This window comes from Rhizobium sp. BK456 (genome assembly GCF_014194045.1).
In the GTDB taxonomy this organism is placed as follows: domain Bacteria; phylum Pseudomonadota; class Alphaproteobacteria; order Rhizobiales; family Rhizobiaceae; genus Rhizobium; species Rhizobium redzepovicii.
The window spans coordinates 445,220-462,523 of sequence record NZ_JACIAO010000003.1 but is presented as its reverse complement, the minus strand read 5'-3'; the positions used below and the strand labels follow the sequence as shown (position 1 = coordinate 462,523).

The window sequence follows — 17,304 nt, the reverse complement described above, 5'->3', positions numbered from 1 at the left end:
ATCGCCTCGATGCGACTTTTCAGTTTGTCATCTTGTCATGGTGTTGCTGGCGCATTTCCTCGATGGCCTCGACCTCCTTCTTCTCAGCCGCAATCCAGTGATTTCCGGCCTTGCTTGATCGGATCAGTTCGTCGAGCTTGGTTTGGAGTGCCACCATGTCCCGATTTTGGGAGTGCTGCACCAGCAGAAGAATAAAAAATATGATGAGTGTCCCCATCATGTTGGTCAGCAGAAACCATTGCCGTGGGAAAGAAAAAGTGACGCCCGCCGCCGCCCATATGGCGACCAACGCGACCAGCGTGACAGGGACCACGCGATGCCCCGCCCACAAGACGGCCAAGTCGGAAATCTGTCGAAAACGCCAGCGCATACGGCTCTCCACAGCGCATAAACGAAAGAGGGAGCAGATGTTTCCATCATCCAAGCTCAATACATTAAGTGCTGCGAACAGTTTAAAACCCGCGTTTCCGCGGGTTTTAGACGACGAGCCATTCTTATGGCCACCCTATGTTCAATTCAGTTTGACCGACGGTTCGCGGCCCCAGACACGCAGTTTGCCAAGCGCTTTAACAAAGGCCGCGACATCCCCGGCCGCTCTAAGCGCAAGCACGCCCTCATCCAGGGAATCGGCAATTCCGGCCCTTTGCATGAGGGGCAGCGCTGTTTCCACATAGCCGATGAACTTGCAGTGCACGAAGGCATCCGAAACGAAATCATGGGCCGTTGCCTCCTTTAGCAGATCACTGCTTCCCGCCGACGAGGGCAGCAGCGCGACGGCGTCGTAAAGCACCGAAGGTCCGCCGTCGATCATCTGATGCGCCTCGATCCAATTGCCGTCCGAGAGCGTCACGCCGCCAATCTTTGGCGCGATCACTTCGAATGTTGCCTTCTGCTCGGTGACCTCGGCAAGCAGCGCCTTGAAGATCGCGGCGTCGCTGCCATCGGTGACAAGAATACCGAGCTTGCGTCCTTCGAACCGCTTCGGACCGCGCTCGATAATGCTGAGCGCCGGCGACGGCTCGAGATCCTGGCGCGTCGGCATGGCGGCATCGGCAGGCTTCGGCATCGATTTGAAGCCGAGTGCGTGGCCGACCTTGCTGGCCAAAGTCTCATCGATGTTCATAAGATGCGAGACCATCCGCTCGCGAATGACCGGTGTTTCGACTTTGCTCAATTCGAAGATCAGCGCTGCTGCAATATGGCGTTGCTCCGGCGGAGTCTGACTGATGAAGAACTGCCTGGCCTGGCTGTAATGGTCGGCAAAGCTTTCCGGCCGCAACCGGACCTTGGCACCCTGCTCCTCGGCCGGCAGGTGACGATAGCCCTGAACCGGCGATTCTCGCGGTCCCTGATTCCAGGAGTTCGGCTGGTAATTGACCCGTCCGACAGGATTGCGCATCGCCATGTGGCCATCCTGCTGGAAATTGTGGAAGGGACATTTCGGCGCGTTGATCGGCAGATGGGTGAAATTCGGGCCGCCCAGACGTTTTAGCTGCGTGTCGAGATAGGAGAAGTTCCGTCCCTGCAGAAGCGGGTCGTTGCTGAAATCGATGCCGGGCGGAACGTTCTGCGTCATGAACGCGACTTGCTCGGTCTCGGCGAAAAAGTTCTCGGGCATTCGGTCGAGCACCAGACGGCCGATCGGTTTGACCGGCAGGATCTCCTCGGGAATGATCTTTGTCGGATCGAGGATGTCGAAGTCGAACGTGTCGGCGAAATCCTGATCGAAAAGCTGGACACAGAGTTCCCACTCCGGGAAGTTTCCTGACTGGATCGACTGCCAAAGGTCGCGGCGATGGAAATCCGGATCCGCACCATTAATCTTGACCGCCTCGTTCCAGGCGACGGACTGCAGGCCGAGTTTCGGTTTCCAGTGGAATTTGACGAAGGTCGATTCATCGGCCGCGTTGACGAAGCGGAAGGTGTGAACGCCAAACCCCTCCATGAAACGGAAGGAGCGCGGGATGGCGCGGTCCGACATGACCCACATGATCATATGCATGCTTTCCGGGGTGAGCGAGATGAAGTCCCAGAAATTGTCATGCGCCGACTGCGCCTGCGGAAATTGCCTGTCGGGTTCCGGCTTTACGGAATGGATGATGTCCGGAAATTTGATCGCGTCCTGAATGAAGAAGACGGGAATGTTATTGCCGACCAGATCCCAATTACCCTGCTGCGTGTAGAGCTTCACCGCGAAACCGCGCACGTCGCGCGCCAGATCGAAGGACCCCTTGCTGCCGGCGACTGTCGAAAACCGCACGAAGGCCGGCGTCTTTTCCCCGGGCCGTTGGAACAGATCGGCCCGGGTGTAGGCGGCCAGCGATTCATAGGTTTCGAAATAGCCATGGGCGCCATAACCCCGCGCATGCACGACCCGCTCGGGGATGCGCTCGTGGTCGAAATGGAAGATCTTCTCGCGAAAATGGAAGTCATCGATGAGGGCGGGGCCGCGGGCGCCGAGACGAAGCGTATTCTGATCGTCGGAAACGGGGCCGCCTTGTGCTGTGGTCAGCACCGGCATGCCGTGCTCGGCAAACTGATGCAACTCACCGCCTGCACCGCGGTGCAGTTTCTGATCATGAATCGTCGCGTTGTCCGAGGGCGAGGTCTTCGTCTTCTTGGCCATCTATCTTCTCCGGAAAGGGTGTGACCTAACCGAAGCTCAAAAATGGCGACATGTTCCGCTCGCCGCGAAATAAACTGCAACCTGGCGAAGGGTTGCGTTCAAACGTAAAATAGGGCGCGGGGCCCTTCGACCCCGCGCCCCCGGTTTCCGGCGGTTTTCAGAGCCGGCGTGCAACGATGAGATCTTCCTCTTCGTCGCGTTGCGATCCGCCAAACGCTGCGGCAGCAGAGGCGATGAAAGCCCCGATCAGAAGCGACAGCGAGCCGAGCAGGGCCGTCGTGGAGGCCGCCTTGCGTGCCTCATCGGCAGCTTTCTGGGCGGCGACCTTGGCGTCGTCGATCCGCTTCAGCACCGTATCGACGCGGGTGCGTGCATCGGCTTCGGAAAGACCCGTTCGGGACGATACGATGGTGGCAAGATAGGCCTTGTCGTCATCGGGAACCTGGCCCTGGGCAGCGCCGTTGAGGAGGATGCGGGACACCTCGGACGTTGCCGCGGCATCATTGGACGTCGCCGCGGCGCGAGCCTGGTCAGGGCGCAGCAATGCGTCGGTAAAATAGGACGTGGACAGATCCACCGGCGAGGTTGCCGACGAAGCTGCTGCCGTGCCGGCGGCCGTGGCGGTCGATCCCACGACCGATCCCGCGGCTTGTGCACCCGCGCCGGCCAGCGAGGTCAACGATGATGCGAGAAACCCGGCGACGAAGACGGTCGCCAGCGCCCAGCTTAGGAAACCATGAGCCGTGTCACGGAAGAAAACCTCGTCCGTGTGAACAGCCGCCCATTTCGTCCGCAGCCGGCCGGTAATGTAGCCTCCGAGCGCCGAAGAGAGCCATTGCACGAGAACGAGCCAGATTGCCGCCGTCACGCCGAGTGTCCCGAGCGAACTGCTTTGCCCCGACCAGGGCGACACCATGGTCAGCCCGAGCCCGGATCCAAGCAGCAGTAGAATGAGGGTGACGCCAATGGCCGCGGCGGCGCCCCCGAAGATAGGCCCCCATGTCATGGCCGATTTGGAGGATTCAACCGGAGTGGCAACCTCTCCGGAACCTGTCATTGAAACCGACATGATCTGTTCCTATCGCATAAACAGAGCAAGAAGGATGATGATAGGCAGTGGAACACCGAGCAGCCAAAGTAGAATACCGCGACCCATGAGAGACCTCCTGTCAAAGCTGACGTTACGTTGTTGATGCCACTCAACTTTTAACCGCGGTGTTTGTTCCCGGCCCGCTTGATCATCGACGATCTTCAGACGCAGATTATAAAGATTGACGAAATCTAGGGCGCTCGCGCTAACGCCAGCCGGGGAGCGCACCTATATCTTGGGTTCAAGGTGGGGAAATTCTCCCGTTACTCCCAAAGGCAGAAACTCATGGCTGCATCACAGCGTGAATCGGAGAAGCATCGATGAACAGATTTCGGGCATTTGTAGCGGCCGGAGCAATCAGTCTTGCCTTTATCACTTCCGCCTGCTCGACGGCGCCGAATTCATACGGCTCGGCGTCGGGATATCAACCGGGAGATTCCTTGAATCCGGCCTGCGCCGATGGCTTCCGACCCGGCGATGGCCGTTCGTGCAGCTATTAGAAGCGGTCGGCTCTCGTCCGCTAATAACGGCAGCCTGCGGGCGGAGGTGCTCCGTGAGCGGTCGCGCGGGTCGACCGGCAGGATCGCGAGCGGCTCCTGGCGTCATTCCCGTTTGATGTTCGTGGCGATAGAATGTGTTTGAGAGGAGCCACGAGCGCGGTTCCCACGCCCCAACGGTCAAGAGAGAACGGCCACGTGATCTCGTGGCAGCGACGTGACGTCAATCTGCCGCCCGACCCCATTCTTAAGTTAATGGCGGTCGCGTCCTGCCGCAGTCTCTATACCATCAGACCGGCAACGCAAAGATGGCCGGTTCGTCGCTTGTTGCTTTCGTTAAAGGCGAACGCCAAGACAGAGGCCCTGAGCAATCACCATCGATAAAGGCCGGGCGCCTCGTGGGCGCACACGACCGCGGCGACGCTGATTCTCTTGCGAGGTGGATCTTTGGACCGATTCCAACAATGTCACTGGCCGCGGGGCAAGGCATCGATCAACTGGTGCACCTTGTCGGTTGCGTAGACGATATCCTCGCGCGGCAAATGCACCGTGATTTCGATCTCCTGCCATCGTCCGCCATTATTTCTAGCGTAACTCACAGCGGCCTGTAGAGATTCGAATTCAACTGCGGGCGCGCCGGCGATCCAGAACTGCACGGTACAATCGGCTTCGCAATAGTCGGAGAGTGCTTTGAGCGGGTCTAGGGCCATGCGATGGGCTCTACACCTTTGGTGGTTCTTTGGCTACCGCACATGAAGCGCCGCCGCTGTTTTTCGAGTCGCGCAATCCGCGCCACATCGACGTGACCTCCGCTCCTCCGACACCGATAGCCGGCTCGATCACCACTCCTTCCGAACTGGTGCGCGACGGCTGGTCTTTCTGGAAATACCACAGCGGAGTGCCGTTCATGCCAGGTTAATGCATATTAACCGAGACTCGGGGCCTGAAAGGATGCGCCGATGAAAAAGCTTTTTCCCGTAGTCGCAGCCACAGTCTTGGCTGCATGTTTCGCCCTGCCGCTGAACGCCGCGCCGATTTTCGTGCCGAAACCGGTAGCAATGCACACCGCCGACATCGAGCAGGTCAAAGACCGTCGCCACGGCAATGGACATGCGTATGGCCACTGGAAGAAAAGCCGGTACGCTTACCGCGACTGCCGGTATTACGGCTCGTGCTACCGTCCTCGGCACTACGGCTATCGCGACTATTACGGCTATCGCGACGATTACCCCTATCGTCGTCGATCTGGCGTGACCGTGTATTTCAATTTTTAGTCGGCAGTGCTCCGATCTCTTGAGGCCGTCGACCTCCACAACCAGCAGCCCGTCGAGCTACCAACTCGGCGGGCCTTTTGTGTCCGGCGCCTGAACAAAGAAAAAGGTCGGGGCGAACGCTCGCGCCGACCTTCTTTGATTGCATCAGCTCGGTGCCAGTACATCCGTGGTCACCGGCAAAAGCTATCCGATGGATCGAATTTAAGCGCCTTGTGAATTTTCGCAAGGATTAGGGGATGCTGATTTAGGGCTAAAAGTGAGAAGAAAACGCCTGTCTTCGGATTTCTCAACGAAACAGGCGATTAACTTGAAAATGGCTCCCCGGGCCGGATAATTTTTAGCGCCCATACTGCACCATAGTGGCAACCCATCGATATTTAAGATATTGATTTTACAGCAAAGACTTGTCCATTTCATCCAAAGTGCTTATCTATAGCGCGCTACCTGAAAGCGGGGAAAAAGTGGGGAAGGCGAATGGGGATCCATACCAGGAACGTCTTAACGGTCAAGTCGATCGGGGCTAGCAAATCGCCCAAGCTGCGCGACGGCGGCGGCCTGTGGTTGGTCACCAAGGGCGGCGGGCGCTACTGGGTATTCTCCTACACCTACGCCGGTCTCCGCCGAGAGATGGGACTCGGCCCTCTCCATACGGTCGGGCTCGCTGATGCACGCGATAAAGCCGAGAACGCTCGCAAGCTCATTCGGCAGGGCATAGATCCTCTTGCTGCCCGCGAGGAGGAGCGGGCTGACGCGCCGAAGCTTATGACGTTCGGGGAATATGCGGACGCGTTTGTCGATGCCGCCGTGCAGGCTGGCCGGTGGCGAGGCGCAAAAACTGAGGCAAGGTGGCGAAACCTGATTGAAAATCATGCAAAGCCGATCCGGGCGAAGTCGCTGGGGAGCATCAAAACGAAAGACGTTATTGCTGTCCTGAACCCAATATGGGGCTTGAAACAGGAGACAGCCGAGAAGCTTCGCGAGGTGATCGAGCGCGTGCTTGACGCAGCCAAAGTAGAGGGGCATCGTGTCGGGGACAATCCGGCCGCGTGGCGAGGCCACCTGGAACATCTGCTTCACAAGCCAAACGAACTAGTCGGCGCCGAGCACCACGCCGCGCTGCCGCACACCGAGGCGGCGGCCTTCATGAAGCAGCTATCAGAGGTAAGAGGAGTGTCCGCCAGAGCGTTGGAATTGTGCATCCTAACAGCCTGCCGTTCCGGCGAGGTTCGCTTTGCGATTTGGCCCGAATTCGATCTAGAAAAGAAGACCTGGCTTATACCCGCCATTCGCATGAAAGGCGGCAAGGAACACCGCGTAGCCCTGTCTGATAAAGCTGTCGAGATCCTCAAGTCGATGAAGGCACAGAGCGTCAACGAGTTCGTCTTTTCCGGTGTTCGAGACTCGAAGCCATTGTCGAATGCCAGCCTTGCCAAGGCCATGCGGTCGGCGGGCGGCAAAGACGTCACCGTCCACGGCTTTCGCAGCACCTTCCGCGATTGGGCTACCGAAGTTGCGCACGCTCCTCGCGAAATCGCGGAGGCTGCGCTGGCTCACGTTGTCGGCGATGCTGTTGAACGCTCCTACGCGCGATCAGATGCGCTCGATCGTCGTCGGAAGCTAATGCAAGACTGGGCGACTTATTGCTGCGCCCTGTAAACATTGAAATCTTACAAAGCGCGTCAACAGATTTATTGCAACCTGCGATAAATATCCATTTTGACTTTTGCGTAAGTTTACAGCACATTTTGAACATACCGTTCGAAGCCAATTGAGCTTCTCGCCGCCCCGCGCACCGTTGCGCCACGCATGCACGCCAGCCCGGCTGAGCCGGCTTTCACCCCGATAAATCGAAACAACTAACGGCTGGATTCCGTCCAGGCGAAGAGGAGGATGCTATGACCGCTGCGAATGATAATGCGCCGCTGCTGATTTCGCTGAATGATGCATGCAGGCTGACAAGTATGTCTCGTACAATGCTGAATCGGTACCGATCTGAGGGGCGCTTTCCTGTCGCCGTCGAGCTCGGAGATCGAAGAGTCGCATTTGTGCGGTCAGAAGTCACCGCTTGGGTACATGCCAAGATCGACGCCCGCGCTGGCTAATTTCTGGACATTTGTCGGGCTGCTGCCGACATAGCCACCGCCACCACAGTCACCATCATTTGCCGACCGGCCCTGCGCCGGCGAGAGGAGATCTATGCGCTGTATCCCTGACGAACCCCGTGCATCTCGCTTCATCCGTGATCGCCAAATCGCGCCCACACCGTCACCACGTGTCCGCGGATTCGGCCTCGCCATTGACTTTTTGAATGGATATCCAGCCGACGCTCGGGTTCTAGATCGCCATGCCCCGGCTTTGTTCCCGGAGCGGGTTGCGCTGACAGAAGGTGAGAATGGCGACCGGCGCCGTTTTGGCTTTGTCGAGTACTGGGCCGACGGCACACCGCCGAAATCCGGACTGCTTCGTTACGTCGGCGATGCCTTCTTCGCCGACCACCGGACCGCCGAGTTCGTATGGCAGGCCGTCATCGAAAAGATCGAGAATGATGCCGCCCGTACGACCCGAGCCGCTGCCGGCGTCCACGGCTGATGAGAATCCTCGCCCTCAAACCCATCGCCGATCCTGGCGGTGGGGCAATGAAACTCGTCGCGACTTTTGACTTGCAGCTTACCGATACGGTTCGGCTCTACGGCCTCCGCCTACTGCAAACGCCAGACGGTCGTCGCATCGTCTACGCCGCGCAGGCAGGTAGTCGACGGACGGCAACTTTCTCGCGCGAACTCTCCGAAGCCATCACCACAGCAGCATCGATCGAACTGGAGGCAGCAACAGCCCATGACATTTCCGAGAGCGCAGCCTGAGCCAACGTACCTCAATGCCAAAGAAATCGCGGCTGCGCTGGGTGGAACGGCAAGGGGCAACCAGATATCGGCGCCTGGTCCCGGTCACTCTCGCAGGGACCGCTCGCTTCGCGTCCTCCTGGACCCGTCGGCGCCGGAGGGATTTATCGTCCATCCCCTGGCTGGTGAGGACGCAATCGAGATGCGCGACTATGTCCGTACGAAAGCAGGGCTTCCCGATTGGGAACCGGATCGCCAAGCGCGACCCGCTCCAGCGTCCCACGTTCGTCTTGTTCCTAAAGTTGAACCGCCGAGACCGTTCAGCGATCGCCACCTGACGTCGCGTGGATATCACCATGCGGCGACATACGACTACACATCGGCTGATGGCGAAGTGCTATTCGATGTTCTGCGCTATGAGCACGCGACGGAGCCCAAGACCTTCATCCAGCGGCAGCATGACGGCAAGGGCGGCTATCTCAACGGCCGTGGCGATCCCGTCCTCTATCGAGCGCACGAACTCGCGACGAACTCGACGGACCCGGTCTTCGTTGTAGAAGGAGAGAAGGACGCGGATCGTCTAGCTTCGCTCGGTTACCTGGCGACGACTGTTCCGAATGGCTCTTGGCCGGAAGATCTATCGGTTCTGTCGGGTCGCACGGTGTACGTATTGGCCGATAACGACACCACCGGCGACAAGAAGGCGGCCGCAGCCATCGATCGCCTTTCGGGCATTGCTACCGCTTATCGGATTGACCTTCCAGACCTCCCGCCAAAGGGCGACGTCAGCGATTGGCTCGACGCGGGGCATTCTCAAGATGAATTGGAGGAACTGTGTCTGGCGGCCGCGCCAGTGCCGGCCAACGACAACACGCCAGCCGCCACGCCGGTTTCCATCTTCGAATGGACTGTGGACCGCTTCATCGGTGAGGCGCCAGCGGTTCAATACCTCGTCGACGGCGTAATTCCCCTGGGCATTCCAGGAATGGTCTCGGCTGCCGGCGATACAGGAAAGTCGTTCGCGCTTCTCGAGCTCCACCGACGCGTGGCTTTCGGGTCAGGTCTGTACGCTCCTCCGATATTTGGGGGCAAAGTGGTGGGCGAGGGCGCATCAGTAATGATCACCAGCGAGGACGACGCCAATGAAGTCCATCGTCGCATCTCAGCTCTCGACGCAAAGGGTGAGCGTTTTGGTAGCGCTGGCAAACGCATGATCGTTGTTCCCTTGCCTTCGGCCGGTGGAGCGAGAGCGTTCTGGAAAGAGGATCGCAAGCACGGTCTGATCGAAACCGATGACTTCAAGCGAATTTGCGATCAGCTCAAGACCGTCGAAGGTCTCCGGTTGGTGACATTTGACCCCTTGGCAAGCTTTGCCCATCTGCCCCTCAACGAGGATCCGACGGCGGGCCAGTTCGTCTGCTCCTCGTTAGCTAGGCTTGCCACGGAAACGGGTGCGACGGTTTTGACGGCGCATCATATGCGCAAGTCCAAGGCACCGATCGAGTCACTGGCTGATGCGCGAGAAGCAATCCGCGGCAGCACTGCACTCGTCGACGGGCTCCGCCTCGCGTACGCCATGTGGCCAGCGGACGAGGCGAGGGCAAAGCGAACCTGCAAATCCCTTGGCATTGAGTATCAGCCGAACCGCATTGTTCTCGGGGGTGTCGTCAAGGCCAACGGCGCCGCTCGGCGAATCCTCAGCACATATGCCCGCAGTGACAACGGCCTACTCATTGACAAGACTTCTGGCTTGGGGGCCACGGCGCCGGCCCAGGATGATCTCCGCGCCGCATTGGTGATAGCTGTCGAAGCGGCCGCTGCGGCTGGTGCTCCGTTCACGAAGACAGGCGCAAGCGGCCTGTTCGAGATGCGCGAGCGCCTACCTGATGACCTGCGTAGGATTGCCAAGGGCCGCCTCGACGCCTTGGCGTCGGAAGCGCTTGAGCGGGGCGAGATAGTCAGGGCCGCGGCTCGAGGCGAAAAAGCCGCGAAGTGGCTCGATGTACCCGGTGGATTGTTCGCCATCGGCTTGGGAAATTTCACTTCCGGCGCGCCGCGTTAATCCGTTCCCAACAGCGATTGGGAACGGTCATTCCCATGGGAATGGGAACGTTAAGTCATTGAAAAATAACAAAATCCCGTTCCCATTCCCAGCGTTCCCAAGATTTTTGGGAACGGCTAAGCCATTGAAAACGTAGGCGTTCCCAGGTTCCCAGCATTTACCCTTCTTACAGAAGGGGAGGCGCTGGGAACGCCATCCCCGAATTGGAAGGAGGAAGTCATGATCCGCATCAGATCCTACGCCACTCAAGGTGGACCATTCCCGGGCCGCGGCGCGGCACCTGAAATGAAGCATGACAAGGTGCTGCCTCGCGGGCAGCGTGCAGGTTTCGAGGCGCTGAATGATGCCGCTGCGATGCGGCCCACGATAACCGATGCCGGTAGTCTTCTAGCTGCGAATGACAATGAACCGGCGCGCGCATCCACACAAATATGGTCCAGCAAGGAACTCAGACTCACAAAGGGCCAAGCTGCATTTCTCGGTGCCCGCCGCAACAGCATCCATCAACGCGTTGACGATCGCACGCAGTTGATCCTGGAAACGCGAAAGATGTTCGGGCCTTGGAAACCGAATGGCGATGGCACGTATTACCTGCCGTTGTCAGCAAAGGGCGAAGCGGCACTGTCACGCTATCGAAATCGGAAAACGAGGGGGAGCAAGTGAAGATGACAAATAACAGTGCGGCAGTGCCGGCGGGATTTTATCGCTCAGTTGTGTTTCCAGGACAAATCTTCAAGAGCAGAACTTTACCCGCGACAGCAAAACCTACCGATGGCGCGAGTGAGAGAACGCCTGAGCAACATCGGGCCGCCGTCGCCGAATGGCGAAAGGCAGCAGCGAAGCACGATCACCTAATCTTTGTCAGAAAGACGAAGATAGAAAAGGCACGGCATCGGGATCTGTCCGAATTGTCCGCATTGTTGGCCATGCGCAGCAGGCCGATAGGCGTTGCCGAAGGTGTCGAGGAGCCGGCCGAAGTTCCAACAATATCGACGAACTGGCGCATCGTTGCTGCTAACGACAACCAGCCGCCTGACGAAGATCAGGGTTTCGGGACCGAACGCGCCATTGAATACGAGCCTAGCCTGGATCTTTTAGAGGCAGAGATTGAACATCTGCCTGTCTGTTATCGCGCGGAGCCAATGGTGCTCGTGCCTGGAAAAAGCAAACCTGAAATTTATCTACTTCGCTGGACCGGCGATGAGCGTGCTGCGGCGATGGCTAGCCGCGATGTGCATTCCATCCCAACCGGTGGTGACGTCGAGTACGGCACGCATGTGGACGAGAGGATGATAGATGGCCAAAAGGTACTCACCCGCCACAAGGTGATTGTCCGCATCGGCCGTCTTCGGTTCAGCGACGGCAGCCAAACGGAGCGCGGTCATAAGCTTGTCATGGACAAGGTCATCGAGGCAGATATCCCGATGCCGGTCGGCGCCCTGCTTGGTAGTCGGGAGAAATCAAAAAGAGACAAAGGATCCGAGGAAGATACAACAGGCAGCAATGCTCACTATCGTTGGATAGTGAAAGGTCGCGTAGCCACGCCGCCTAAACTTCATCCCAAGAAAGGGGAGCGGCTTGCCGCCTCCAAGGACGAAGCGCGCCGAATGCTTGCTGCTGCCTACGCCAACACGCCGGTTCTGCCGGAGATCAAGCGATACGCTGACGGATTTCCGTATGGTCCAACGAACCTCCGCCAACTCTTCATCGGCGGCCGAAAAGGCAAAAAGGGCGAAAGCGGAAGCCAAGCGTGGGCCGACATTTTCACTCAGCGGGAGAATCGCGAGACATTCAATCGAGGCCTCGATGCTATGCAGGACAACCACGTCCGCATCCTAACTGAAGCGATGAGTGCCAAGAGCTTGGCCGAACTCGGAGAGGCACGCGGCTACCACGGTCGGCATGCCGTGGATGCTGGGCGTCGTCTTCTCCGAGCAGCAAACGACAACTTTATCGAAGCTATGGAACTGGCTCAGTACGCCGCAGAAGGATGAGCAGGGAAGTTTCCTGCGGTTGGTGCCCCTTTACAGGTGAAGGGGATGGTTGCGGCCATTCCCCGCACCTTTCCGGGCGCACAGATTGTTGCGACGGAGCCTCGGCCAGAGATGAGCCGGGGCTAACTATTGATGTGTTGCGGCCGTAGCGCGAACTGCTGCCGATCGGCGATATGCCCACATCAACTTCATTGGCAGTTATAGGGCATGGCCCACGACTTCGCCTCGTTGACCGGTCTCGGTCCTGCGGTGGCTGCCATCTACCATTACCGCAGCGCGCCTCCTCTCGCGACGCGGTAATCCTGCGCCAGGTTGAGCGCCTAGTCCAAGGCTATGCCCTTGCTCGGCACTCCCTGGCGCTTTCGTTTCATGGGTTACCGGGTGCAAATCGGGCAGACGGGTTGATCGCCGTCTAGCGTGTGGCGTTCCCTTGCCGGCCATCCGTGGCTTCGGGTCCACACTTCGTTTCATGCGGGGTAGAGCAGCATGGTAGCTCGTCAGCCTCATAAGCTGAAGGTCGCTGGTTCAAGTCCAGCCCCCACAACCAAGTACACCAAGGCAGCTTGGCATCACCTATATCAGACGGCAGCATGGAAGAGACTGCGCGAGCATCAGCTTTCAATGCAGCCGCTATGTGAGTTCTGTCTGATCACTGAGGACATCACCGCTGCCGAGGTTGTCGACCATATCAAGTCGCATAAAGGCGATCTTGAATTGTTTTACGATTCATTGAACCTCCAATCACTATGCAAGCACTGCCATGACAGCGCGAAGCAGATGATCGATCGAGGCAAGAAGGTTGTGACCTACGGCGTCGATGGATACCCGATCGAGATGGGTTGACCAAAATTGTTGCATTTAGGCAACAGGTGGAGGGGGTGGGTCGACCTTCGACCCTCTCTCGGCCCGTACCCGCGTCCCAACTCAACGTTAGTGCTAATACAGTTTTTTCCATGAGGAATTTCCATGGCCAAGCGGAAAGCTCGCATCGACAGCGCCGCTGAGGCCGTCCGCGTGATGGCCAAAGCTGCGGCTGAGATTCAGCCTCCAGGCAATGTTCCCCTTGACGCGGAGGATCTGCCATTTTTCCGAAACGTTATTTCAGAATACGCGCGGTCAGACTGGTCTGCCCATCAGCTTGAGCTTGCCGCGATGCTAGCTCGCACCATGGCCGATCTGACCAGAGAGCAGAAGCTTTTGCGCGATGAAGGTGGCGTGGCCTACTCCGAAAAGGGCACGCCGGTCGCAAACCCGCGAAAATCAATTGTGCAGATGCACGCCAGCTCAATCCTGTCGTTCCGACGGTCGTTGTCGCTCCACGCGCGTGCGCAAGCGGGCGAGGCGAGGGACGTAGCGAAACGTCGAGGGGCAGCCAAGGAAATCGAGGGTGACAATCCCCTAGAGGACGATCTGCTGGCGCGACCGGACTAGCAAAGTGAATGGCAAAGAAGCCGAAGCCGAAGACCCGCGGCGAGCGCGTGATCGCGTTCATCGAGCGTTACTGCCTGGTGCCTGAAGGCACACTGCTCGGCAAGCCAGTGAAGCTTCTGCCGTTCCAGCGCAAATTCATTCTGGCCGTCTATGACAACCCGATGGGGACGTCGCGCGCCTATCTATCGATTGCCCGTAAGAACGGCAAGACAGGCTTGATTGCCTGTCTGCTGCTGGCGCACATCGTCGGGCCTGAGGCGTACCAAAATGGCCGCATCGTCTCCGGCGCCAGATCGCGCAAGCAGGCGGCCGAGGTGTTCAACTACGCCGCCAAGATGGTGATGATGTCGTCGGAGCTTTCGAAGCTCGCGCGCATCGTGCCGTCAGCCAAGATGATTGTCGGCTTGGCGAAGAACGTAGAATATCAGGCAAGCTCGGCTGAGGCCAAGAGCGCGCACGGCGGATCGCCTATCCTGGCCATTCTCGACGAGGTCGGCCAGATCAAAGGCCCGACCGACGATTTCGTCGAGGCCATCGAAACATCGCAGGGCGCCTATGAGGGGCGCGCCATGCTATTTGCGATCTCGACGCAGGCTGCCACCGACAACGATTTGTTTTCTCGCTGGATTGATGACGCAGAGACGTCGAAGGATCCGCGCATTGTCAGCCACATCTATACCGCGCCGGCAGAATGCGAGCTCGATGACCGTAAGGCATGGGCGGCAGCAAACCCGGCGCTGGGCGTGTTCCGATCAATCAAGGATGTCGAAGACTTCTCTCTCCTGGCGAGCCGCATGCCCAGCAAGGAGGCCAGCTTTCGTTGGCTGTTCCTAAATCAGCGAATTGATGCGTCGGCGCCGTTTGTCGCGCCTGCTGTCTGGCGCGCCTGTGATGCGCCGATCGACGATTTCGACGGCCTGCCTGTCTTTGGCGGGCTTGACCTTTCTGAAGTGTCAGATTTGACCTCACTGGTGCTTATGGCGCCTCGCGATGGCGTCTGGCATGTGAAGCCGACGTTCTGGTTACCAGGCGAGAGCCTGCGGGAGAAGGCGAAAGCCGACCGCGTTCCTTATGACGTGTGGCACGGCCAGCAACTGCTGGAGACCACACCCGGGCCGACGGTCGACTATGAGTTCGTCGCGCATTACCTGCGCGGGCTGTTTGATCGTCTTGATATCCGCAAGATAGCTTTTGACCGCTGGAACTGGCGGCATCTGAAGCCGTGGCTTCAGGCCGAGGGCTTCACTGATGAGCAGCTTGAAGGTGACGCGGCGGTGTTCGAGCCATTCGGGCAGGGCTTCGCTTCCATGTCGCCGGCGCTGCGTGAACTAGAAAGCCTGATCCTCAACAAGAAGATTGCCCATGGCGGGCATCCTGTCCTGACGATGTGCATGATGAATGCGACCGTCAAGCCTGACCCATCCGGAAACCGCAAGCTCGACAAGCAGAAGTCGCGTGGACGTATCGACGGCGCAGTCGCGCTGACCATGGCGACAGCGATGGCTGGCACGTATGAAGGTGCGGCTGATATGTCGAGCCCTTGGGATGACCCGGAATTTTCCATTACAAAGGCGGCATAATGGCCATAAAAGACTGGTTTAGCCGCCGAAACGCGGAACAATCTCAGGAAACGCGCGCAACCATAGAAAATCCAACGATCCCGGTAAGTGCCGACAATTTCCTGGCGTTTTTCGGCATCAATTCGGCCAACTTGCCGGCCGTTACGGTCGACAGCGCGTTGACGGTGCCGGCTGTGTGGGCCGCCGTTGCGTTTCTGTCTCGCACGCTGGCCGCACTGCCGCGGCACGCATATCGCGACACTAAGGCGGGCGCCACGCGCATTACCGGTCGCTTGGAGACGGTGGTCAACATCGCGCCAAACGACGGAATTGGCTCTTTCGCCTTCTGGCAGTGGTTCTGGCAGCAGGTTTTTACCCACGGCCGCGGGCTGGCTTACATCGAGCGCACGCCGCAAGGCGTGGATTCGCTGTGGCAGATGGACCCGACGAAGACGACCGTCAAGCGCGTCGGCCTCAAGGTCACATACGACTACGAGGGCAAGAGCTACGACGCGGCGGACGTCATTGACGTGCCGTTTATGCGTCGCAGTTGCGGATTGAGGCACTATGGGCCAATCGCGCAGGCGTCTAAGGCGATCCAACTCGCCATCGCCATGAACGATTATGGCTCGAATTTCTTCGCTGGTGGTGGTGTTCCGCCGCTCGCGCTGAAAGGTCCGCTGCCGGCCAGTGGTGAAGCGCTCAAGCGCGCCCAGGCCGATATCAAGCGAGCAGTCGACGCTGCGAAGGGTGCGGGGGAATCTGTTTTCCCAATTCCGCCGGGTTATGACCTTACGGCAGTTGGCCTCGATCCTGCCAAGGGGCAGATGATCGAAGCAAGGCGCTTCCAGGTCGAGGAGATCGCCAGAACCTACCAGCTTCCGCCGGTATTCATGCAGGATCTTACGCGCGCCACTTTCAGCAATGCAGAGCAGCAGGATTTGCATCTCGTCAAGCATCTGATTGGCCAGTGGGCCAAGGCGCTTGAGGACGAGATCAATCTGAAGTTCTTCGGGCGGGCGGCAGGCAGTCGCTATATCGAGCACAATCTCGACGGACTTCTCCGCGGCGACTTCAAGACCCGCATGGAAGGCTATGGCATCGCGATCCAGAACGCCATCCGCACGCCGGACGAGGTTCGCAAGCTTGAAAACCTGCCAGCCAAGGGCGCAGAGGCGGAAAAGCTTCATATCCAAGGGGCAACCGTGCCGCTTGGATCGCAGCAGACGAAGTCGGCAACCAAGCCGACCGATCCGCCGGCCAATGACAACAACGATAATGAGGCCGAGGCCGCATGAGCGAACTAGAGAAGCGCATAGCGCAACAAATTGAGCTGCGCGCCGATGACGGCACGCGGACGCTCACTGGCTACGCCGCGAAATTCAACATTCCTACTGGCATTGCCGACTATTTCGTGGAGCAGATCGCCCCTGGCGCGTTTACCGAAACGATCAAGGGCGATGTGCGGTGCCTCTTCAACCACGATAGCGATAATGTCCTGGGCCGGACGACGAGCGGCACGCTTCGTCTATGGGAGGACGAAATTGGCCTACGTTTCGAGGTGGACCTTCCTGACACAAGCCTGGGCCGCGACATCGGCAAGCTAGTAGAGCGCCGCGACATCAGCGGATGCTCTTTTGGTTTCAGGGCAGTCAAGCAGACTTGGGACGATACCACCCATCCACCCGGCCGCACGCTTGAGAAGGTTGAGATCAGCGAGATTTCAATCGTCACTTTCCCCGCTTACCCGGATACGTCCGTCGGTCTCCGGTCGCTTGAGGCGATCAGGGCAGAGGCGAGGGAAGACGAGCGACGCAAGGCAGAAAACGCCGCAGCCGCCGCTCGCCGCGTCGCCGAGAAGCGCGCCGCAATGGAGCAAAAGATTCGTGGCATCCGGCAGGACGCTGCGTAGTCACCCGGCCACCTGCCGG

At 58.8% G+C, this 17,304-nt stretch carries 19 protein-coding genes and 1 tRNA gene; 15 read left to right on the top strand and 5 right to left on the bottom strand.

Translation table 11 applies throughout. The features are described 5' to 3' along the window. Positions 1-19: 19 nt before the first annotated feature. From FHX03_RS11955 to FHX03_RS11945, 3 genes are all read right to left on the bottom strand, one after another. A complete protein-coding gene (locus FHX03_RS11955; protein ID WP_183777749.1) occupies positions 20-370 on the bottom strand; it encodes a low affinity iron permease family protein in 351 nt (116 codons plus the stop codon). A 141-nt stretch (positions 371-511) separates the two neighbouring features. After that, positions 512-2,626 carry a catalase gene (locus FHX03_RS11950; protein WP_097625267.1) on the bottom strand — a complete coding sequence of 705 codons (2,115 nt, stop codon included), beginning with the start codon at positions 2,624-2,626 and terminating at the stop codon, positions 512-514. A gap of 157 nt (positions 2,627-2,783) precedes the next feature. Further along, entirely contained in the window at positions 2,784-3,695 is a 912-nt protein-coding gene (locus FHX03_RS11945) for a hypothetical protein (RefSeq protein WP_183777748.1), read from the bottom strand. A 341-nt stretch (positions 3,696-4,036) separates the two neighbouring features. Between FHX03_RS11945 and FHX03_RS34415 the strand changes: the two genes are divergently transcribed. Then, a complete protein-coding gene (locus FHX03_RS34415; RefSeq protein WP_003586986.1) occupies positions 4,037-4,216 on the top strand; it encodes a hypothetical protein in 180 nt (59 codons plus the stop codon). A gap of 464 nt (positions 4,217-4,680) precedes the next feature. On the opposite strand, the gene FHX03_RS11940 is transcribed toward FHX03_RS34415, so the two are convergent. Then, complete coding sequence (locus FHX03_RS11940) at positions 4,681-4,923, bottom strand: hypothetical protein (RefSeq protein ID WP_183853795.1); 243 nt, start codon at positions 4,921-4,923, stop codon at positions 4,681-4,683. Between the two features lie 29 nt (positions 4,924-4,952). Between FHX03_RS11940 and FHX03_RS11935 the strand changes: the two genes are divergently transcribed. The 4 genes from FHX03_RS11935 to FHX03_RS34910 all read left to right on the top strand — a co-directional run bounded on the left by FHX03_RS11935 (position 4,953) and on the right by FHX03_RS34910 (position 7,589). Then, a complete protein-coding gene (locus FHX03_RS11935) occupies positions 4,953-5,132 on the top strand; it encodes a hypothetical protein (RefSeq protein WP_183853793.1) in 180 nt (59 codons plus the stop codon). Positions 5,133-5,172: 40 nt separating this feature from the next. Next, complete coding sequence (locus FHX03_RS11930) at positions 5,173-5,487, top strand: hypothetical protein (protein ID WP_183853791.1); 315 nt, start codon at positions 5,173-5,175, stop codon at positions 5,485-5,487. A gap of 474 nt (positions 5,488-5,961) precedes the next feature. Beyond that, positions 5,962-7,143, top strand: a complete 1,182-nt coding sequence (locus FHX03_RS11925) for a tyrosine-type recombinase/integrase (protein WP_183853789.1) — start codon at positions 5,962-5,964, stop codon at positions 7,141-7,143. A 239-nt stretch (positions 7,144-7,382) separates the two neighbouring features. Further along, positions 7,383-7,589 (top strand): helix-turn-helix transcriptional regulator, encoded by a 207-nt coding sequence (locus tag FHX03_RS34910; RefSeq protein ID WP_183853787.1) that lies wholly within the window; start codon positions 7,383-7,385, stop codon positions 7,587-7,589. Between the two features lie 232 nt (positions 7,590-7,821). Here the strand turns inward: FHX03_RS34910 and FHX03_RS11915 are convergent, their stop codons facing one another. After that, a complete protein-coding gene (locus tag FHX03_RS11915) occupies positions 7,822-8,070 on the bottom strand; it encodes a hypothetical protein (RefSeq protein WP_183853786.1) in 249 nt (82 codons plus the stop codon). A 5-nt stretch (positions 8,071-8,075) separates the two neighbouring features. On the opposite strand from FHX03_RS11915, the gene FHX03_RS11910 reads away from it, so the two are divergent. The 10 genes from FHX03_RS11910 to FHX03_RS11865 all read left to right on the top strand — a co-directional run bounded on the left by FHX03_RS11910 (position 8,076) and on the right by FHX03_RS11865 (position 17,285). Next, positions 8,076-8,348, top strand: coding sequence for a hypothetical protein (locus FHX03_RS11910; protein ID WP_183853784.1), 273 nt, complete (start codon positions 8,076-8,078; stop codon positions 8,346-8,348). A gap of 181 nt (positions 8,349-8,529) precedes the next feature. Continuing rightward, positions 8,530-10,389 carry an AAA family ATPase gene (locus tag FHX03_RS11905; protein ID WP_246699225.1) on the top strand — a complete coding sequence of 620 codons (1,860 nt, stop codon included), beginning with the start codon at positions 8,530-8,532 and terminating at the stop codon, positions 10,387-10,389. Positions 10,390-10,608: 219 nt separating this feature from the next. Further along, complete coding sequence (locus tag FHX03_RS11900) at positions 10,609-11,052, top strand: hypothetical protein (RefSeq protein ID WP_183853780.1); 444 nt, start codon at positions 10,609-10,611, stop codon at positions 11,050-11,052. Between the two features lie 2 nt (positions 11,053-11,054). Continuing rightward, positions 11,055-12,383, top strand: a complete 1,329-nt coding sequence (locus FHX03_RS11895; protein ID WP_183853778.1) for a hypothetical protein — start codon at positions 11,055-11,057, stop codon at positions 12,381-12,383. Between the two features lie 470 nt (positions 12,384-12,853). Beyond that, a tRNA-Met gene (locus tag FHX03_RS11890) sits at positions 12,854-12,930 on the top strand. Positions 12,931-13,004: 74 nt separating this feature from the next. Next, positions 13,005-13,226, top strand: a complete 222-nt coding sequence (locus FHX03_RS11885; protein ID WP_183853776.1) for an HNH endonuclease — start codon at positions 13,005-13,007, stop codon at positions 13,224-13,226. 123 nt (positions 13,227-13,349) lie between these two features. Further along, entirely contained in the window at positions 13,350-13,814 is a 465-nt protein-coding gene (locus tag FHX03_RS11880) for a terminase small subunit (RefSeq protein WP_183853774.1), read from the top strand. A gap of 8 nt (positions 13,815-13,822) precedes the next feature. Beyond that, positions 13,823-15,394 carry a terminase large subunit gene (locus FHX03_RS11875; RefSeq protein WP_183853772.1) on the top strand — a complete coding sequence of 524 codons (1,572 nt, stop codon included), beginning with the start codon at positions 13,823-13,825 and terminating at the stop codon, positions 15,392-15,394. Further along, positions 15,394-16,671, top strand: a complete 1,278-nt coding sequence (locus FHX03_RS11870; RefSeq protein ID WP_183853770.1) for a phage portal protein — start codon at positions 15,394-15,396, stop codon at positions 16,669-16,671. Before FHX03_RS11875 ends, FHX03_RS11870 begins: the two co-directional genes overlap by 1 nt. Next, positions 16,668-17,285 carry an HK97 family phage prohead protease gene (locus FHX03_RS11865; protein ID WP_183853768.1) on the top strand — a complete coding sequence of 206 codons (618 nt, stop codon included), beginning with the start codon at positions 16,668-16,670 and terminating at the stop codon, positions 17,283-17,285. The genes FHX03_RS11870 and FHX03_RS11865 overlap by 4 nt, the downstream gene beginning before the upstream one ends. Positions 17,286-17,304: the final 19 nt, after the last annotated feature.

Coding starts and splice junctions, on each gene's coding strand:
- FHX03_RS11955 (WP_183777749.1), bottom strand. CDS start 370: ATGCGCTGGCGTTTTCGACAGATTTCCGACTTGGCCGTCTTGTGGGCG.
- FHX03_RS11950 (WP_097625267.1), bottom strand. CDS start 2,626: ATGGCCAAGAAGACGAAGACCTCGCCCTCGGACAACGCGACGATTCAT.
- FHX03_RS11945 (WP_183777748.1), bottom strand. CDS start 3,695: ATGTCGGTTTCAATGACAGGTTCCGGAGAGGTTGCCACTCCGGTTGAA.
- FHX03_RS34415 (WP_003586986.1), top strand. CDS start 4,037: ATGAACAGATTTCGGGCATTTGTAGCGGCCGGAGCAATCAGTCTTGCC.
- FHX03_RS11940 (WP_183853795.1), bottom strand. CDS start 4,923: ATGGCCCTAGACCCGCTCAAAGCACTCTCCGACTATTGCGAAGCCGAT.
- FHX03_RS11930 (WP_183853791.1), top strand. CDS start 5,173: ATGAAAAAGCTTTTTCCCGTAGTCGCAGCCACAGTCTTGGCTGCATGT.
- FHX03_RS11925 (WP_183853789.1), top strand. CDS start 5,962: ATGGGGATCCATACCAGGAACGTCTTAACGGTCAAGTCGATCGGGGCT.
- FHX03_RS34910 (WP_183853787.1), top strand. CDS start 7,383: ATGACCGCTGCGAATGATAATGCGCCGCTGCTGATTTCGCTGAATGAT.
- FHX03_RS11910 (WP_183853784.1), top strand. CDS start 8,076: ATGAGAATCCTCGCCCTCAAACCCATCGCCGATCCTGGCGGTGGGGCA.
- FHX03_RS11905 (WP_246699225.1), top strand. CDS start 8,530: ATGCGCGACTATGTCCGTACGAAAGCAGGGCTTCCCGATTGGGAACCG.
- FHX03_RS11900 (WP_183853780.1), top strand. CDS start 10,609: ATGATCCGCATCAGATCCTACGCCACTCAAGGTGGACCATTCCCGGGC.
- FHX03_RS11895 (WP_183853778.1), top strand. CDS start 11,055: ATGACAAATAACAGTGCGGCAGTGCCGGCGGGATTTTATCGCTCAGTT.
- FHX03_RS11885 (WP_183853776.1), top strand. CDS start 13,005: ATGCAGCCGCTATGTGAGTTCTGTCTGATCACTGAGGACATCACCGCT.
- FHX03_RS11880 (WP_183853774.1), top strand. CDS start 13,350: ATGGCCAAGCGGAAAGCTCGCATCGACAGCGCCGCTGAGGCCGTCCGC.
- FHX03_RS11875 (WP_183853772.1), top strand. CDS start 13,823: ATGGCAAAGAAGCCGAAGCCGAAGACCCGCGGCGAGCGCGTGATCGCG.
- FHX03_RS11870 (WP_183853770.1), top strand. CDS start 15,394: ATGGCCATAAAAGACTGGTTTAGCCGCCGAAACGCGGAACAATCTCAG.
- FHX03_RS11865 (WP_183853768.1), top strand. CDS start 16,668: ATGAGCGAACTAGAGAAGCGCATAGCGCAACAAATTGAGCTGCGCGCC.